The 15,545-nt window shown below is 37.3% G+C and carries 15 protein-coding genes and 1 pseudogene; 9 read left to right on the top strand and 7 right to left on the bottom strand.

The window, feature by feature from the left end:
* Positions 1-79 precede the first annotated feature (79 nt).
* The 6 genes from VB713_RS05615 to VB713_RS05590 all read left to right on the top strand — a co-directional run bounded on the left by VB713_RS05615 (position 80) and on the right by VB713_RS05590 (position 6,745).
* Complete coding sequence (locus tag VB713_RS05615) at positions 80-1,285, top strand: AAA family ATPase (protein WP_323310593.1); 1,206 nt, start codon at positions 80-82, stop codon at positions 1,283-1,285.
* 151 nt (positions 1,286-1,436) lie between these two features.
* Positions 1,437-3,038 (top strand): DUF1800 domain-containing protein, encoded by a 1,602-nt coding sequence (locus VB713_RS05610; protein WP_323310592.1) that lies wholly within the window; start codon positions 1,437-1,439, stop codon positions 3,036-3,038.
* A 63-nt stretch (positions 3,039-3,101) separates the two neighbouring features.
* On the top strand, positions 3,102-4,328 hold the full coding sequence (locus tag VB713_RS05605) for a DUF1501 domain-containing protein (RefSeq protein WP_323310591.1): 1,227 nt from the start codon (positions 3,102-3,104) through the stop codon (positions 4,326-4,328).
* 104 nt (positions 4,329-4,432) lie between these two features.
* Positions 4,433-5,734: an amino acid permease gene (locus tag VB713_RS05600; protein WP_323310590.1), complete on the top strand. Its 1,302-nt coding sequence runs from the start codon at positions 4,433-4,435 to the stop codon at positions 5,732-5,734.
* Positions 5,735-5,738: 4 nt separating this feature from the next.
* Positions 5,739-6,152 carry a hypothetical protein gene (locus VB713_RS05595; protein ID WP_323310589.1) on the top strand — a complete coding sequence of 138 codons (414 nt, stop codon included), beginning with the start codon at positions 5,739-5,741 and terminating at the stop codon, positions 6,150-6,152.
* A 20-nt stretch (positions 6,153-6,172) separates the two neighbouring features.
* Positions 6,173-6,745 (top strand): RNA 2'-phosphotransferase, encoded by a 573-nt coding sequence (locus VB713_RS05590; protein ID WP_323310588.1) that lies wholly within the window; start codon positions 6,173-6,175, stop codon positions 6,743-6,745.
* A 243-nt stretch (positions 6,746-6,988) separates the two neighbouring features.
* On the opposite strand, the gene VB713_RS05585 is transcribed toward VB713_RS05590, so the two are convergent.
* The 3 genes from VB713_RS05585 to VB713_RS05575 all read right to left on the bottom strand — a co-directional run bounded on the left by VB713_RS05585 (position 6,989) and on the right by VB713_RS05575 (position 8,899).
* A complete protein-coding gene (locus VB713_RS05585) occupies positions 6,989-7,756 on the bottom strand; it encodes a ChaB family protein (RefSeq protein WP_323310587.1) in 768 nt (255 codons plus the stop codon).
* A gap of 37 nt (positions 7,757-7,793) precedes the next feature.
* Positions 7,794-8,330, bottom strand: coding sequence for a Dps family protein (locus VB713_RS05580; protein ID WP_323310586.1), 537 nt, complete (start codon positions 8,328-8,330; stop codon positions 7,794-7,796).
* Positions 8,331-8,533: 203 nt separating this feature from the next.
* Entirely contained in the window at positions 8,534-8,899 is a 366-nt protein-coding gene (locus VB713_RS05575; protein WP_323310585.1) for a hypothetical protein, read from the bottom strand.
* Between the two features lie 364 nt (positions 8,900-9,263).
* On the opposite strand from VB713_RS05575, the pseudogene VB713_RS05570 reads away from it, so the two are divergent.
* A pseudogene (locus VB713_RS05570) lies at positions 9,264-9,368 on the top strand (polysaccharide deacetylase family protein); the annotation flags it as partial.
* An 8-nt stretch (positions 9,369-9,376) separates the two neighbouring features.
* On the opposite strand, the gene VB713_RS05565 reads toward VB713_RS05570, so the two are convergent.
* From VB713_RS05565 to VB713_RS05555, 3 genes are all read right to left on the bottom strand, one after another.
* Positions 9,377-9,772, bottom strand: coding sequence for an alr0857 family protein (locus VB713_RS05565; protein ID WP_323310584.1), 396 nt, complete (start codon positions 9,770-9,772; stop codon positions 9,377-9,379).
* Between the two features lie 16 nt (positions 9,773-9,788).
* Positions 9,789-10,307 carry an HNH endonuclease gene (locus tag VB713_RS05560; protein ID WP_323310583.1) on the bottom strand — a complete coding sequence of 173 codons (519 nt, stop codon included), beginning with the start codon at positions 10,305-10,307 and terminating at the stop codon, positions 9,789-9,791.
* A gap of 81 nt (positions 10,308-10,388) precedes the next feature.
* A complete protein-coding gene (locus VB713_RS05555; RefSeq protein ID WP_323310582.1) occupies positions 10,389-10,625 on the bottom strand; it encodes a hypothetical protein in 237 nt (78 codons plus the stop codon).
* A gap of 83 nt (positions 10,626-10,708) precedes the next feature.
* Between VB713_RS05555 and VB713_RS05550 the strand changes: the two genes are divergently transcribed.
* Both VB713_RS05550 and VB713_RS05545 read left to right on the top strand, forming a co-directional pair.
* Positions 10,709-11,044 (top strand): hypothetical protein, encoded by a 336-nt coding sequence (locus VB713_RS05550; protein ID WP_323310581.1) that lies wholly within the window; start codon positions 10,709-10,711, stop codon positions 11,042-11,044.
* Positions 11,045-11,658: 614 nt separating this feature from the next.
* Positions 11,659-13,686, top strand: coding sequence for a GAF domain-containing protein (locus tag VB713_RS05545; protein WP_323310580.1), 2,028 nt, complete (start codon positions 11,659-11,661; stop codon positions 13,684-13,686).
* Positions 13,687-13,853: 167 nt separating this feature from the next.
* Here the strand turns inward: VB713_RS05545 and VB713_RS05540 are convergent, their stop codons facing one another.
* A complete protein-coding gene (locus VB713_RS05540) occupies positions 13,854-15,527 on the bottom strand; it encodes an AarF/ABC1/UbiB kinase family protein (RefSeq protein ID WP_323310579.1) in 1,674 nt (557 codons plus the stop codon).
* Positions 15,528-15,545 lie beyond the last annotated feature (18 nt).

Below are 15,545 nucleotides of genomic sequence, written 5' to 3'. Positions count from 1 at the left end.
GTTTATAGTACGATAAAACTTTTCCATCATCTCCTGCATTATTACCAAATAATTCAACCATCACTAAATTGCATAAAATATGGATTTTGATTATTTCAGAAATAACGACGATAATAATTCCCAGAATAACAATCGGCAAAACTTACTTTCTAAGGGTTGGAGGCCATTTCAACGTGACTTTGATTGGGGCTATTTCCAGCAAATTATATTTCATGATACCCATGAATTAAGCCAAAAAACTATTAATCTAGCAAGTTATTATGCAGATGCATTAGCAAGAAAAGATTATGCTTGGTGGGCAAATCTATTAAATCTAGCTTCAGACTATACTCGTGGTGAATTGCAAAAATATTGGAACTTTATCACACCTGATGCAATAACGCCAGACCATCGCTACAAGGATATTTTAACTACAGAAACACCCATTGTCCAATTTGTGAGTCGTAATAGTATCCCCATTGATTATGTTTTGAATCTATTGCAAGAAATTACCGTTTTGCGGGTTTTACGTTTATTAGAAAGTCCTGATATTATTACCCAATATTACTCAGAGAGAGATTTCTATTTTCCGGCAGAAAAATTTGTTAGTTGGGAACGACTAGATGTCATCAATACTGTTTATGCTTACTGGTCTAAATACGATATTTGGTTACAGATTGATCCCTATGATCGTGGACGAAGACAATATACTTTAATGTCCCAAAATCTAGCACCGTTAATTAATAAAGCGACTTATGATTTAGCAGTGATGTTGAGTGGATATCAAAGTCGTGTTGGTAAAGTTCATAATCAATTTCCTATTCGTACATTTCCTCAAGAAATTCAAGACTTTAGTGACTCAGTTCAACAAGCAATTCTCAATCAGAACCAATTAGCAGTTGTAGTACATGGAGAACCGGGTACAGGTAAAACAGCCTGGACACAATCAGTAGCTAAAGAAATTCTTGTACCATTAGGTTATGTCATTTTTATTTTGGATCATGATGCTATTACTAACTTTGTTCCCCCAAGTTACTTAGAAAGAATTTGTATTATCATCAACGAAGCTGATAATTTAGCTCAAGATAGAGCTTCAGAAGTAGCCCAATATAATAATAAAACTGAGCATATTTTGGCCTTGTTAGATGGCACTTTATACCAAAGTGTAATTGACGAATCTGGCGTGCAAATCAAGCAACGTTTAGTGGTATTGATGACTTGTAACACCACAGAAAGATTAGATCCAGCTATGTTACGTAAAGGCAGGGTAGATTTAATATACGAATTTACACAACGGTTTGTTTAAAAAAATCAGTTTATATAGTAACGGAAACAAATAGAAAAAATGAGCGTCACATCTTTCAGTAATTACGACATAGGTCAATAGCAACCCCTCAATAATCCGAGGTAAATCTTTCAATGACAAGCCTCAAATAGCGTAAAATCGTTCCCGAATTATGACCTTACCAAAGAATAAATATTGGGTATTGTCGCTGTTGTTGTTATTAGGAAGTGTTATTTCTAGTGATGCTGCCGCTACAACCGTAAATCCCAAAGTTCTGCATATCATCAATCGTTTAAGCTTTGGTCCTGCACCTGGGGATATGAAAAAAGTTGAATCTATGGGTGTAGAGAGCTACATTAAACAGCAACTCTCCCCTGATTCCATTTCTGAATCAGAAAGTTTGACTCGTCAACTTTCGCAAATGAAAACTCTGAATCTAAATCCGATGCAACGTTTGCAATATGCTGCAAATATTCCTGCGGGGATAACATCAGGGCAGGAAAAAAAGCAGGCTTTAATGAAGCAAACTGGTCAAATCTTCACCGAAACTATCCAATCTAGATTATTAAGGGCGACGAGTAGCAACCGCCAACTGCAAGAAGTGCTGGTGGATTTTTGGTATAACCATTTTAATGTGGATGCCTTTAAAGGACGTAATCGCATTTGGGTGGGTGCTTATGAACAAGAAGCGATTCGTCCTTATGCTTTGGGGCGTTTTCGGGATTTATTAGGAGCAACAGCACACCATCCGGCGATGTTACTTTATTTAGATAATGCCAAAAATAAGGTTTCTCATCGTCCTAATGCTAAGGGTAAAGTTGAGGGTTTAAATGAAAATTATGCCCGTGAGTTGATGGAGCTACACACCTTGGGAGTAGATGGAGGTTATACTCAACAAGATGTGATTGCTTTAGCAAAAATTTTTAGTGGTTGGGGAATTGTTAATAATCCTCATCAAAATAATAGTTCTGGATTTGAATTCAATTCCAAATATCATGATTTTGGGGACAAAGTTTTTTTAGGACACAAAATTAAAGGAAGTGGCGAAGCTGAGGGAGAAGAAGCTTTAGATATTTTGGCTAGGAGTCCGGCTACTGCTCGTCATATTAGTTATAAGTTAGCCCAGTATTTTGTTAGCGATAGCCCTCCAGAAACTTTAGTCAAAAAACTAGCACAGCGATATCTGGCGACTGATGGCAATATTCGTGAGGTATTGAATACTCTATTTCAAAGTTCTGAATTTTGGGATGAGAAAAATTTTAATAGCAAGTTTAAAACACCTTATCAATATGCAATTTCCGTAGTTCGAGTAACTGGGATGGAACTGAAAAATACCAGACCAATCCTGGGATTGTTTGGTCAGTTAGCTATGCCTCTCTATCAGTGTTCGACTCCAGATGGTTACAAAAATACGAAAGAAGCTTGGTTAAATCCTGATGCGATGACTCGACGACTGAGTTTTGCGACTGCGATCGCTAATAATAGTTTACTAATATCCAGTTTACCGCCGCAAAGGAACCCAAATAAGGGAAAAGCACCAAAACCTAGAAAAACTATCCCATCTGTATTGAAACCAAGACGACAAATGAAGCCAGGTAAAGTCAAAGCTCCTCAAAACAGAAAAGCTACTAAATCTATACCTGTGGACTATGAACAACTGATGAATACATTGGGTAATTCTTTTTCTCCTCAAACCCAAAAAGCGATCGCATCCAGTCCACTAGAAATTCGTAGCGGCTTAATCTTAGGTAGTCCAGAATTTATGCGGCGCTAGTTTAGTAACGAGTACTGAGTCAAAATTTTCCTGCTCTCTTGTCTTTCATCTATTTCCTAGCTTATGAACAGACGTGATTTTCTCATCCAAGCCGGACTTTTTTCCACTTCAGCCATCACCACTATTGGTAGTAATACTTGGGTTGCCCATTCAGCGACTGCCAACAGCAATCCAAAACGCTTAATTGTGATCTTTCTCCGAGGTGGAGTCGATGGTTTAAACATTGTCGTTCCCTATTCAGAAACAGCCTACTACCAAGCCAGACCAAAAATTGCAATTCCCCAACCTGGTAAAGAAGGTGGAGTCATAGATTTAGATGGTCGTTTCGGATTACATCCCGTACTATCTCCATTAGTTCCTTTTTGGCAAAAAGGCCATTTAGCATTTGTTCATGCTTGCGGTTTAACAAACCCGACTCGCTCCCACTTTGATGCTCAAAAATATATGGAAAGTGGAACTCCCGGTAACAAAGGGACTAAAGATGGTTGGATGAACAGGTTACTAGGTGTGATAGCGAAAAAAACCCCTGTGCAAGCAGTAACAGTGGGACAAAACACACCTTGGATTCTGTATGGTCAGATGCCCATTGCTAATTTACCATCAGGGGCAAATCCTCAAAAACGGCTACTGATAGATCGTCCGCAAGTAGCAACAGCATTTGATCAGCTTTACAGTGGAGAAGATAGCCTTAGTCAAACCTATCGTCAGGGCAGAATGGCACGTGAAGCTATCATGAAAGACTTGGATCAGGAAATGAAAATGGCCAACAATGGAGCGCCTTTACCTAATGGTTTTTCTAGAGATGCGAGCAGATTAGCACAACTAATGGTTAGAGACTCCAGAATTGAATTAGGATTTATGGCCTTAGGTGGTTGGGATACTCATGCTAATCAAGGTAGCACCCAAGGAACATTAGCTCAGAATTTGGGCAAATTGGGAAAAGGTTTAGCCGCTTTAGTTCAAGGTTTGGGCAGTGTTTACCAAAATACTACCATTGTTGTCATGTCTGAATTTGGTCGCACCGTGCGGCAAAATAATAACGGTGGTACAGATCATGGACATGGTAACGTCGTTTGGGTTTTAGGTGGGAATGTTAAAGGTGGAAAGGTTTATGGAGAATGGCCCGGTTTATCAGCATCTCAATTGTATGAGAAAAGAGATTTAGCGATCGCTACCGATTTTCGTGATGTCATTTCTACTCTCTTGCAACATCATCTTCATCTCAACCCCAGCCAACTCAATCACATCTTACCTAATTACACCCCTACTCAAAAAATAGTCTTGCTCTAACGCTTCGTGGCAGTCTTTATCTTCAATCCCAGGTTTTTGCTAAATTTATTTACATAAGTTAATATAAGTTTCCCTCTTTGGATAGATATCTGAGCAAAAACCCTATGAAGACAGTTCTAAAATCAGAACAAAAGCAAATCACTAGATTATTTTCTCATCTGGAATTTGATGGTAATAAGTTAAATTATCAACCAGGTAGTGTCCTAAGAAGTACTGCTCTGATTGCCGGAACTACCGTAGGGGCTGGAATTCTAGCTCTACCTGCGGTAACATTACCATCAGGTATTTTGCCATCTACAACCCTACTAATTGCAGTTTGGCTATACACACTATTCTCAGGATTGTTAATTGCGGAAGTGACTTTGAACGTCATGCGTTTAGAGGGTATTCCCAATCTAGGTTTTTTAGCAATTGTCGAAAAAACCCTTGGTAAAGTAGGTGCGAGAGTTGCTGGTGCTACATATTTATTTATGCACTATGCTCTTTTAGTGGCATATATCAGCAAAGGTGGAGATATTTTGGCATCAGCATTAACCAAAATAGCAGGATTAGAAAATCTTTTACCTAACTGGATAGGAACAACAACTTTTACCCTATTATTTGGAGGTATTCTTTATTTAGGAAAAGAAAGGTTTATTCAGAAATTAAATAGTGCTTTTGTCGCCATTGTGATTATTTCTTTTATAGGTCTCTTATTATTAGGCGCAGGGCAAGTAAAAAGCACCCAATTCCTATTTCAAAATTGGCATACTCTTGGTAGCGCTATTTCAGTGATGTGTGTAGCCCTTTTTTATCATAATATTGTTCCAGTAGTTGTGACGCAACTAGAAGGAGATATACCCAAAATACGCAAATCAATTATCATTGGTTCGGCAATTCCATTAATCATGTTCTTAGCTTGGAATGCCGTAATTTTAGGAAGCATTAATCCTGAGATATTTCCGAATAATTTAGCTAATAGCAGTGTTTTTGATCCACTACAAATTCTCAGAACAGGTAGCGCAGGAGAATTAATAGGATTATTGCTAACTGTTTTTTCAGAATTTGCAATCATTACATCATTTATCGGTTTTGTTTATGGGTTAGTAGATTTTTTCCAAGATATTTCTCGAATTAAAAAAACTGAACTTTCTCGACTACCTCTTTACTCACTCGTTCTGTTTCCTCCAATGAGTTTAGGAACCGTAAACCCTACTATCTTTTTTGCTGCGCTAGATTACACAGGAATCTTTAGTATTTCGATTTTAGGTGGAATTATTCCTGCATTTATGAGTTGGCAACAAAGGGAACAACAAAAATTAGCAAATAATATCTACCAATCGCTTATACCTGGCGGTAAAATCACATTAACTGTGATGATTACCATCGCATTAGCCTTAATTATCAAACAAATTTTATCAATTTAAATAGATGAATTCAAAATCTACCTTGCAGTTGACTAAAGGAGCAATTCTGCGTTTAAGCCTTTTGTTTATGGCAATGATAGGATTTTTTTTGTGGTTACACCAATCTGGTTCACTGGAAAATGCACAACTTTTAGAAACTCTTTACCGTCAGGGAAATTACATTGAGGCAGTATTATGGAGTTTATTTTCATTGGGGTTTATCATCTATAGTTATAAACGAGATTATCTCATTGCTAAACGCAAAAATAAAATTACATCTATGATCTTTTTATTGTTTGGATTATCGGATATTGTCGAAGTTCAAACTGGAGGCTGGTGGAAACCTTGGTGGCTGTTGCTCTGGAAAGCAAGTTGTGTTATTGGCTTTGTAGTTTGTTTTTGGGATTATTTGAAAGTTCAGCATTCAAAAAATGATTAAATCATCTTTAATGACTAAAAATGAGTAACTCTCGCTTAGTAAAAGTCAGCAAATTTCTGAGTAAACAGCTACGTCATACACCAGAAGAAATTGGAATTAAATTAGCTCCTGGTGGTTGGGTTGCTGTTGATGAATTACTAACAGCTTGTACTAACCATAACTTTCCTATTACCTTAGAAGAATTACAGGAAGTAGTGGCTACTAGCGATAAAAAACGCTTTGCTTTTGATTCTACATTTACTCTCATTCGTGTCAATCAAGGACATAGTACAGAAGTTGATTTGCAATTACAACCTGCTGTACCTCCAGATGTGCTTTATCACGGCACAGGAAACATATCTGTAGATTCGATTTTGCAAACAGGACTTTCTAAAATGTCACGTCATCATGTTCATTTATCAGCAGATATTAATACCGCCAAAGTAGTGGGTGCAAGGCACGGAAAACCGGTTATTTTTACTGTTAATGGTGCGGCTATGTACGCAGATGGGTACATTTTTTATTGTTCTGATAATGGTGTTTGGTTAGTGGATAATGTACCACCAGAATATTTATACTGCAAACGGGTCAAACTTGGACTTATGTCATACTGACCGTAACGTAGTGCAGGGAAGTATCTCGGAGATTCTTCACTTCGTACCCTACGGGAAGCAAGCTACAGAATGACACTTTTAACCCGTTTTTAGTATAGATTCTATAGAAGTTAAATAATTAATTTGAAATGAATTTAATTTTCAAAATATCTTTATTTAATAGAAAGATACTACCTTAGTAAATTATAAAAAGGTAATGAGTTTTACCCCATTACCTGTTACTAATTATTTAGGTGTGAAAAATTAAACGCTGACTTTTTGCTTTGAAAAGATACCTTTTTCATCTTCATCAAATTGTTGATGAACTACATCCCAAGCAGATTTTTCAGATGTAGACTCATCGCTAGTTTCAGTCAGTGTAGCGTTATATTGCTTAATGAATACTTGTTGGGCTTCTTCTGATAGATGAGCGCGAATTTCTGGGGATAAATCCTCTGGACTTTTACATAGTCCAGTACAAGGACGATCCAGAATTTTATCACTTGTGTGAATTTCTTCAGCACCAGCGCTTTCTAATAGTAATTGAAATTCTCCTGTGCGATCGCTGGGAATTTCCACCATTAATAAAAATTCTCCAGCTTGTAAGCGGGTTTGGTAAATTGCTGCTTTCTCTTCAGGCATCCCCAAAGCCATCAGAACTGACACTAAACCAGCACCAGCACTACCTGCGATCGCACCACTAGCAGCCCCCAATAACACAGCACCAATCGGTCCTGCTGCCACAATCGGTCCCACAAAGGGAATAAACAATACACCTACACCCGTCAGCAAGCTCAAGAAGGAACCAAACAAAGAACCAAAAACAGCCCCTGTTCTCAAACCCCCTAAAATTACATCTCGCTTTGTAATGAAACCCGAAATTCGTGTTTCTGATTGGAAATTTCTACCCATTACCGAAAGATGATCCTTTGGTACACCTCTATCTAGTAACCGGCGAATTACATCATCAACTTGTTTTTGCTCTTTTAATACAGCCGAAATTGTCCGTTCTGCTTGATATACTTCTGACACTTTTATACTCCTTTTAATTATTGTTGACAATCTTTGATTACACACCAACTGGAACTTTAGTTTCTGCTTGTTCCTGTCTATTAGATTCTAATGAATCCCCTTGAATAAATGAGCGCAGCATCCAAGCCATCTCTTCATGTTCTTCCATTAAAGTAGTCAAAAAGTCAGCAGAACCCTGATCACTAAACTCTTCACTACACTGGTCTACATGACTTCTTAAATTGCGAATAACCTGCTCATGATCTTCCAATAATCTAGTTACCATCCCCGTTGCTGTGGGAATTTCGCCACTATATTCTTTGAGAGTAGCAATTTTGAGAAATCCTGCCATTGTGCCAGTCGGATAACCGCCTAGCTTACGAATCCTTTCAGCTAATGCATCAATATTTTCAGTCAGTAATTCGTATTGTTCATTCCAAAGCTCATGCAAAGTGCGGAACTGAGGCCCAACTACATCCCAATGATATTTTTTAGTTTTTACTACGAGTACATAAGAATCTGCTAAATCTTGATTTAACAAATTCATCACACCGTAACGCTGTTCTTCTGTCAAGCCAATGTTAATTTTAGTCATTAATTTTTCTGTCTGTTAGTACTTAAATGTAATTTCTCATAATATTGACATAATCCACATCAATCAATAGGAATATTAATGTTTATTCCCTTCTATTTCTTTAGAAAGACTCTGATTTTAATCTATCTAAATAACTAAAAATTTGACCCTATTTATTAGGGTCAATTATAATGTGTGTATTGACCCTAAACCATGAATGATATTTACTTATCGCCGCCTGTGACTTTTTCCAAAAAACCTTCTACTTCCTGTTTTACAGAAGTTGCACCTTGTGAATTTTTGGGAGTCTTCATCTTGTCAATATCAGCATCTCCCTGAACTTCGTTCAGCCCTTTCTTTGTCTTTTTTTGAGTTTCTTTGAGTCCTATCGGTGGAGATTTAGTCGCTTCATCCGCTTGACGTTGGGTTTCCAATAGTTGTGTTGTTCCTTCAGTGGCTTCACTTTGATAACTACTGATAGCTAAAGCAGGAGAAGCACTAAATAAAAATATGAAGGCACAAGCAAAAGCTATGAATATGTATCTGGACGCTAACTGAAATTTAGATGTAGCAAAGTCAAGAATTTTCATTTGATATTTTTGCGCTTTATGTTTCTCATTACATAGTAATTAGAATAACTATTCATTTCATCAATCTTCAGATATAATTTGCCTGAATCATGAATTAGATAGAATCACTCTTTAGATATAAAAAATAGTATTTGTGATGTTCCGATTATTTTCATCTTCCAGGTATTGGTTTCGATTTACTCTATCTTTGAGTATTTTCTTGTTCACCTTATCTTGTTGATGGCACGCACCATTAAAACTAAAATAATATAGGCTATAAGACATATTTCCTGAGATAGATTGCTGCTCGAAAACCTCTCATCAATTTTCTAATAATTCTTCTATTTCATACGCATCCTGAATTATTAGAAATGGAACAATAGCCGATCGCACTAAAACGTTAAAAGCCTTGCCAGAAATCATCAACAGACTCAAACAGCAAGGCTACCGATTTGTTACACTTCCCCAATTGCTGGAAATGCAACGATAAAGATTCAATCAACACTCAGCACTTTTTACCGAAGCATCAGCTTGAGCATCATTCCAAAGTTTGTTTAGGAAGAACTCAGTGCGATCGCTCATTGTCGTCACAAACACACCCACAGCATCATCATCACCATCTGATAACCAAGAACCCCGCAAAGTGACTTCCAGATACTCAGCATCACAAGTAGACAGCACTATGATTTCACCATCATTTCGTTGCACCTCAATCTTCAGCCTTTCTACTCCCGGTAAATCAACAGGAAGCAAAAAGGAAGCCGTACTAGGTTCAAAATGTAGAGGTTGACCAATGCGTAGTGCCAAAATTACTCTTTGCGCCACCCATTCTTCTAGTGACAGAGTAAGACACTCTAAATTAAAACTCCCTTCAGTGTAAATTAATTTCAGCATTCCTTATGCTCTCCTGTTATTCCAGGTTTGCTTGTAGATCTATCCAGAACTGTTCCGCAAAATAAACAGCTGGGTGGACTGGTGCTTTTGGCTTGCTACGCAATTGCATTCCAGTTTCTGCGATCGCTTTATCGCCTTTACGAGAATTACATCTTTCGCAGGCTGTGACTACGTTATTCCATGTATGAGAACCACCTTTAGAACGTGGAATCACATGATCTAACGTCAGACGTTTGTTAGTACCGCAATATTGACAACTGTGATGATCTCGTCGCAGTACTTCCCGCCGATTTACTGGGGGAACTTTCCACATCCTCTCAGCCGCAGCAATTTTCAACCGGATGTGCTTTGGTACAGATAACACTAAGCTCGGTGAGTGAACTAGCCATCCCCCTTCTGTGGAAAAGTCTAGTGGTTCAGCTTTGTTAGTCACTAACAACACAATCGCTCGTTTGATATTAACCCGACACAGTGGTAAATAATTTTGAGAAAACACCACCACGGATTGCTCTAAAACTTGTATGGCGCTCGTCACAGCCCGACTCCTTATTAAAAAACCCCCGCTTCTGATTTGGTTGAAGCGGGGGTTAGAAATTGACCTGATACTTTTCTGGTCTTATTGCGGTACAGCATTTATGCGCTTGTACCTCCCGCTTCTTGTATCTATTTGTGGTTTACTAATCAGCCCATCAAAACTGATATATCTAAAATCATCATTACCCTCTGTGTTTTGCCTTTGATGCTGGCTACCATCGGCCATAAATAGATACTCCACTTCCACAGCAGCAAATTCCCAATTGGCTTGGCAATTGGCGGGATATGAGGAGATAGAGATGGGGTAAATGGATTTCACAGAAAATTTCACCTATTGAACATTTCTTTAAACATACTACACTTGTATTACTATCCTGTCTATACCCTTAAGGAGAAAAAATCATGCATACCATCGCACGCACCCCAACCACCGACATGGAAGTTACCAGCATCCGTTTGGAACGCGAACTTAAAGATAAACTCAAAGAGATAGCTGGTAATCAAGGATATCAAGCCCTGATCCGAGATATCCTCTGGAATTACGTCCAGCAAAAATCAGGTGAATGGAAACCCAGATTTTCCCGTGCTGATATTCGAGCTAGTATACCGGCTACAGCCCAGCAAGAAGAGCGTTGTGTACTTACAGGCACATTAATTCAAGCTCAACAGTCTATGTTATTGGCGCTAACAAAGAATGGCGATATGGTTCCTCTGAGTGTTGAGAGTCTAGCTGAGTGAGGAGTGCTGAGTTCTGAGTGCTGAAAGAAACTTTCTACTCGTTAATCATTTCTGCCAGCACTAGTCTTAATATTTTGGTAAAAGCAGCCTAGTTTTCCTAAGAGTAACTAGGTTGCTTTTAAAATTTGGTTTTGATCTGGCCACACAGATTTAGATAAATCGACTCGGTAAACCAAATAAAATAATCGAGATAGAATATCGGGGATGTCAATAACATCTCCAGTATTAACTCGGATACCAACTATGATATTTTGTATTTAATTCTAGAGAAATTACGGTTTATGTAAAGTTACAGACACGATATCCTAGTTCTCAGACGCTAAACTAATTCAACCTCAAAATGCTGATATAAGAGGCTCTTTGAGTACAGGCAAAAAATTGATACCTAAATTACTACCAAGGGTATAGAAGACTTGCCTTGCAGCAGTTTTTCAGTTACACACCTAAATTTACTGCTTTATCCGCTAATATCTAGATTGATATGGCCGTTAAAAAACAGTACCTGAAATATAAATAAATAATTAAGATTTGACCGAAAATCTTCATAAATGACTCAGGATTCATCAGATTGTTAGCATTTTTGTATCGGATGATCATCCACTAGTGTACCAGTAATGAAAAAGCGTTTATTGTCACCCCTGCAATACGTAAATGATGTAGAAGAACTACAAACATACCCCGCCAAGCTGATGCAGCAACAGGAAAAAACAGCCCATGCTTTGGCACGGGATATTAATCATATCATCGCCAATAGTACAAATCAATCCTCGATGCTGCAAGAAATTGCTCACTTACTGGGAGTAGCATTTAAAGTAGATTGCTGCTGTCTAGTAGCAGTCACAGGTGATGAATCTGCTGAAGTATCGACAGCCAATTGGTGCAGTGAAGAATATCAGGAATTATCACACTCCGGCGAAATATTATCAATGGAACAGTTGATGATGAGTTCACCAGTTGTACAATGTGCAGCTGAACCGTTGACTATTGATGATATTTCCATCATTCAAAAAAATCTAGTAATTGGGTGTCAATCTATATCAGTCCCGATTAAATCGGTTTTAGCAATTCCCACACGATTTCATGGGAAACAGAATGGTGTAATCAGCCTGCTAAAATTCCAACCTTATGATTGGAATGAATCAGAAAAACAATTACTCAAGTTAGTAGCATTATCTTGTGCGATCGCATTAGCTCAAATATCACAAACACATCTACTCACCACTCAAAAGCAGTATCTGCATAAGACTAGCCAGCATCAAAGTTTAATTAAGCAATTAACTATACTAAGTCTTAGTAACTTGGAGTTAAATCAAATGCTCCAGTTGGTGATTTCATCGACTGCTGAATCTTTAGAAGCAGATCGAGGTTTATTGATTTTATTGAAATACACAGATCCAATGTTTAGGAATCGCCCAAAAAAGCAAATTCCTAAAGCCAAAGCTACTGTAGTCGGGGAATGGAATAAGACCAACAGCATTTCAGCCACTGCTTTAGAAAAATTAGAGCAGTCTTTTTGGTTATCAGATTGTAGTTTATGCCAACGTGTATTCGTAGAATCGGGGAAACCGATTATGATTGATAATCATACAGAACAAAAAGATGATTGGCAACCAAATCCATTATTTGCCATTGAGGAGTTTCCTGCTACACTGTTAATGCCATTGGAAAATCAGGGCAAAGTTTTAGGGTTTGTGGTTTTACAGCAAGAAGTTGCTCGCAATTGGCAACCTGCGGAATTAAATCTGGTGGAAATGGTCTGCGCTCAATTGAGTAATGCCATAATTCAGTCACAGACACTACGACAAGTCCAAAATTTAGTAGATGAACGGACAGAGCAACTGAAGCGGAGTTTGGAAGTACAGGCAAAATTGTATGAAAGAACAAAGCAATATGTTGAGCAATTACAACAATTAAATGAACTCAAAGATGAATTTGTCAGCAACATTAGCGATCGCTTGCGTTATCCCCTGACAAATATGCGAATGTCTATTCGTAACCTCAGGTTGCCGGGAATTTCAGCAGATCGTCAATCTCGATATCTAGATATTCTAGAATCAGAATGTACCAAAGAAATTAACTTGATTAATGACCTGCTGACACTCCAAAAACTTGAATCTCATCAAGAAGCACCACAATTTGAAACTATAGATTTAAATACTAAGATTAATGAGTTTGTCGCTGGTGTTGAACAGCAACTGACGGAGAAGGAATTAACTATCACCGTGGATTTACCCAAGGAACCGTTAACACTCCAAACCGAAATAGAGAGTTTTGAGCGCATTTTACAAGAACTTTTCACGAATGTCAGTAAATACTCAGAACGTAATACTGTTGTCCATTTACAAGTCAGTCACAGAGTCGAACAAGAAATTGATCAAGTTATTATTAAAGTGACTAATACAGGTCGTGGCATCTCACAAGAGGAAGCAGCCTATATCTTTGACAAATTCCGTCGTGGTAAAGGACGTTGGACACCAGGTACAGGCTTGGGATTAGCGCTAGTAAAATCTCTAGTACAGCATTTGCAGGGTGCGATCGCTATTGAGAGTACTCCAATTACAGACTCTCCTCTCAGCGAAATTTGTTTTACCCTCACTTTACCTCAGTTTTCTCCACCAACTCAGCCATATTCCCAACAGTGATGACAAAAAACAACACAACGGAATTTTTTGTCATACTCCCACCCCCTGAACCCTTTCCTTGCCGCTGTCAAGGTGAGTTTTTTGATCAAGCTATAAAAGCGATACTTAAGCCTGTTGTCTTAACTCTTTCTTGAGTAACCCAAGTTTAGACCTAAATCCTGACACAGCTACTTTTTACTCAATTTTTCTATTTTCTCGATAACTGCTAATTTCATTAAGGATTTAACTAATAAATATAGACAAAAAGCACATACACAAAAAATAGCAATCGCCCAATTATTATACTTGGCGATCATCAAAATTAATCCTGTCAACATACTAAATCCTGTTAAACAAGCATAAATTAATGTTTTGACTGCTTGATAAATTCGTCTTAATATGCGATCGCTTTCAACATTTTTAACTCTTAATTGTAACTCTCCCCTTTCAACTCTTTCCTCTAATTTTTTAACTAAAACTTCGGTTTTATTCGGTTTTGTCAGTTGATATTGAAGAAAATCCCTTGCTTGTCTGCTTAATTGGGCGATAGAATTTCCTTTACTTTTCGCAATTGCCAGACTTTTAACAAATGCTTGGGCTGATGCCGTAGGATTATATTTAGGATCTAAAGTTCTAGCAATACCATCTAATGTGGTTAAAGCTTTTAAGATAAATGTCATTTGAGCAGGTAGGCGAAATGGTTGCTGTTCAAACATTTCATAGAGTTCGCTTTTTAACTCGCCTAACGCTCTAATATCTAAAGGTTTATCGGTGAACTTATCTAATAAAAATGTGATTAATCTTCTCACTGGAGTCATATCTGGGATAGGTTCAAGTAATCCCATACTCATTAGAGTATTTACCACCTCATTACTATCCTTTTTTAACACAGCAAAAAAGGTTTTAATCATCTGATCCTTATCCAAAGTTCTAATTTCTGCCATCATGCCAAAATCATAGAATATGATACTACCATCTGGATTGACTGCCATATTACCTGGATGAGGATCAACCTGGAAAAATCCATCTTGTAATAATTGTTTTAAATAACAACAAATACCCGTTTCATTTACCTTATTAATATTAATTCCACAAGCTTCTAAAGCGGCTTTATCATTTATTTTAATGCCTGGTCTATATTCTAAGGTTAATATCTTAGTTGTAGTATATTGCCAATATACTTTAGGCACAATAATTCGTGGATAGCCATAAAAATTATCCCTAAATCTATCAGAATTTTTACCCTCTTGAATATAATCAATTTCTTGAAATAATAAATTAAAAAACTCATCATAAATTGCTTCTAAATTATATTTTTTAACCTGAACAAAATATTGATTGCCAAACTTAATTAACTGTAATAATATCTTAAAATCTAACTTAAATAAAGCCTCTAAACCCGGACGTTGTACTTTGATTACAACTTCTTCGTTAGTATATAATTTAGCTTTATGAACTTGACCTAAACTAGCAGCAGCCAGAGGATTGAATTCAAAGTCTTTATAGATAAATTGCAAAGGTTTACCTAATTCCAACTCAATCATAGCAATCGCTTCTTGACTACTAAAAGCCGGAACTTGATCCTGTAAAGTTCCTAAAGCTTCCACATACTCTAAAGGTAATAAATCAGCACGAGTTGACAAAGTTTGACCAATTTTAATAAAAGTAGGCCCTAAATTAATCAAAGTATTAACCAACCAAGTAGCGCGGTTTTTTTTATGTTCTAAAGAATCTTGGGGAAAAATACTATCCCACCAAAGAAATAAAATAAATTTCCCCGCAGCTATAAAAATGTCGATTTTTCGAGATAAAGCCGAATATTTAGTTTTTTGCCAACGAAATTTTTGAGATTTTGCTATCATAAATATCAACAAAAATAG

It is taken from the genome of Anabaena cylindrica UHCC 0172 (assembly GCF_034931625.1).
GTDB classification, from domain to species: Bacteria; Cyanobacteriota; Cyanobacteriia; order Cyanobacteriales; family Nostocaceae; genus Anabaena; species Anabaena cylindrica_A.
This window is presented reverse-complemented; position numbering and strand designations above follow the sequence as displayed.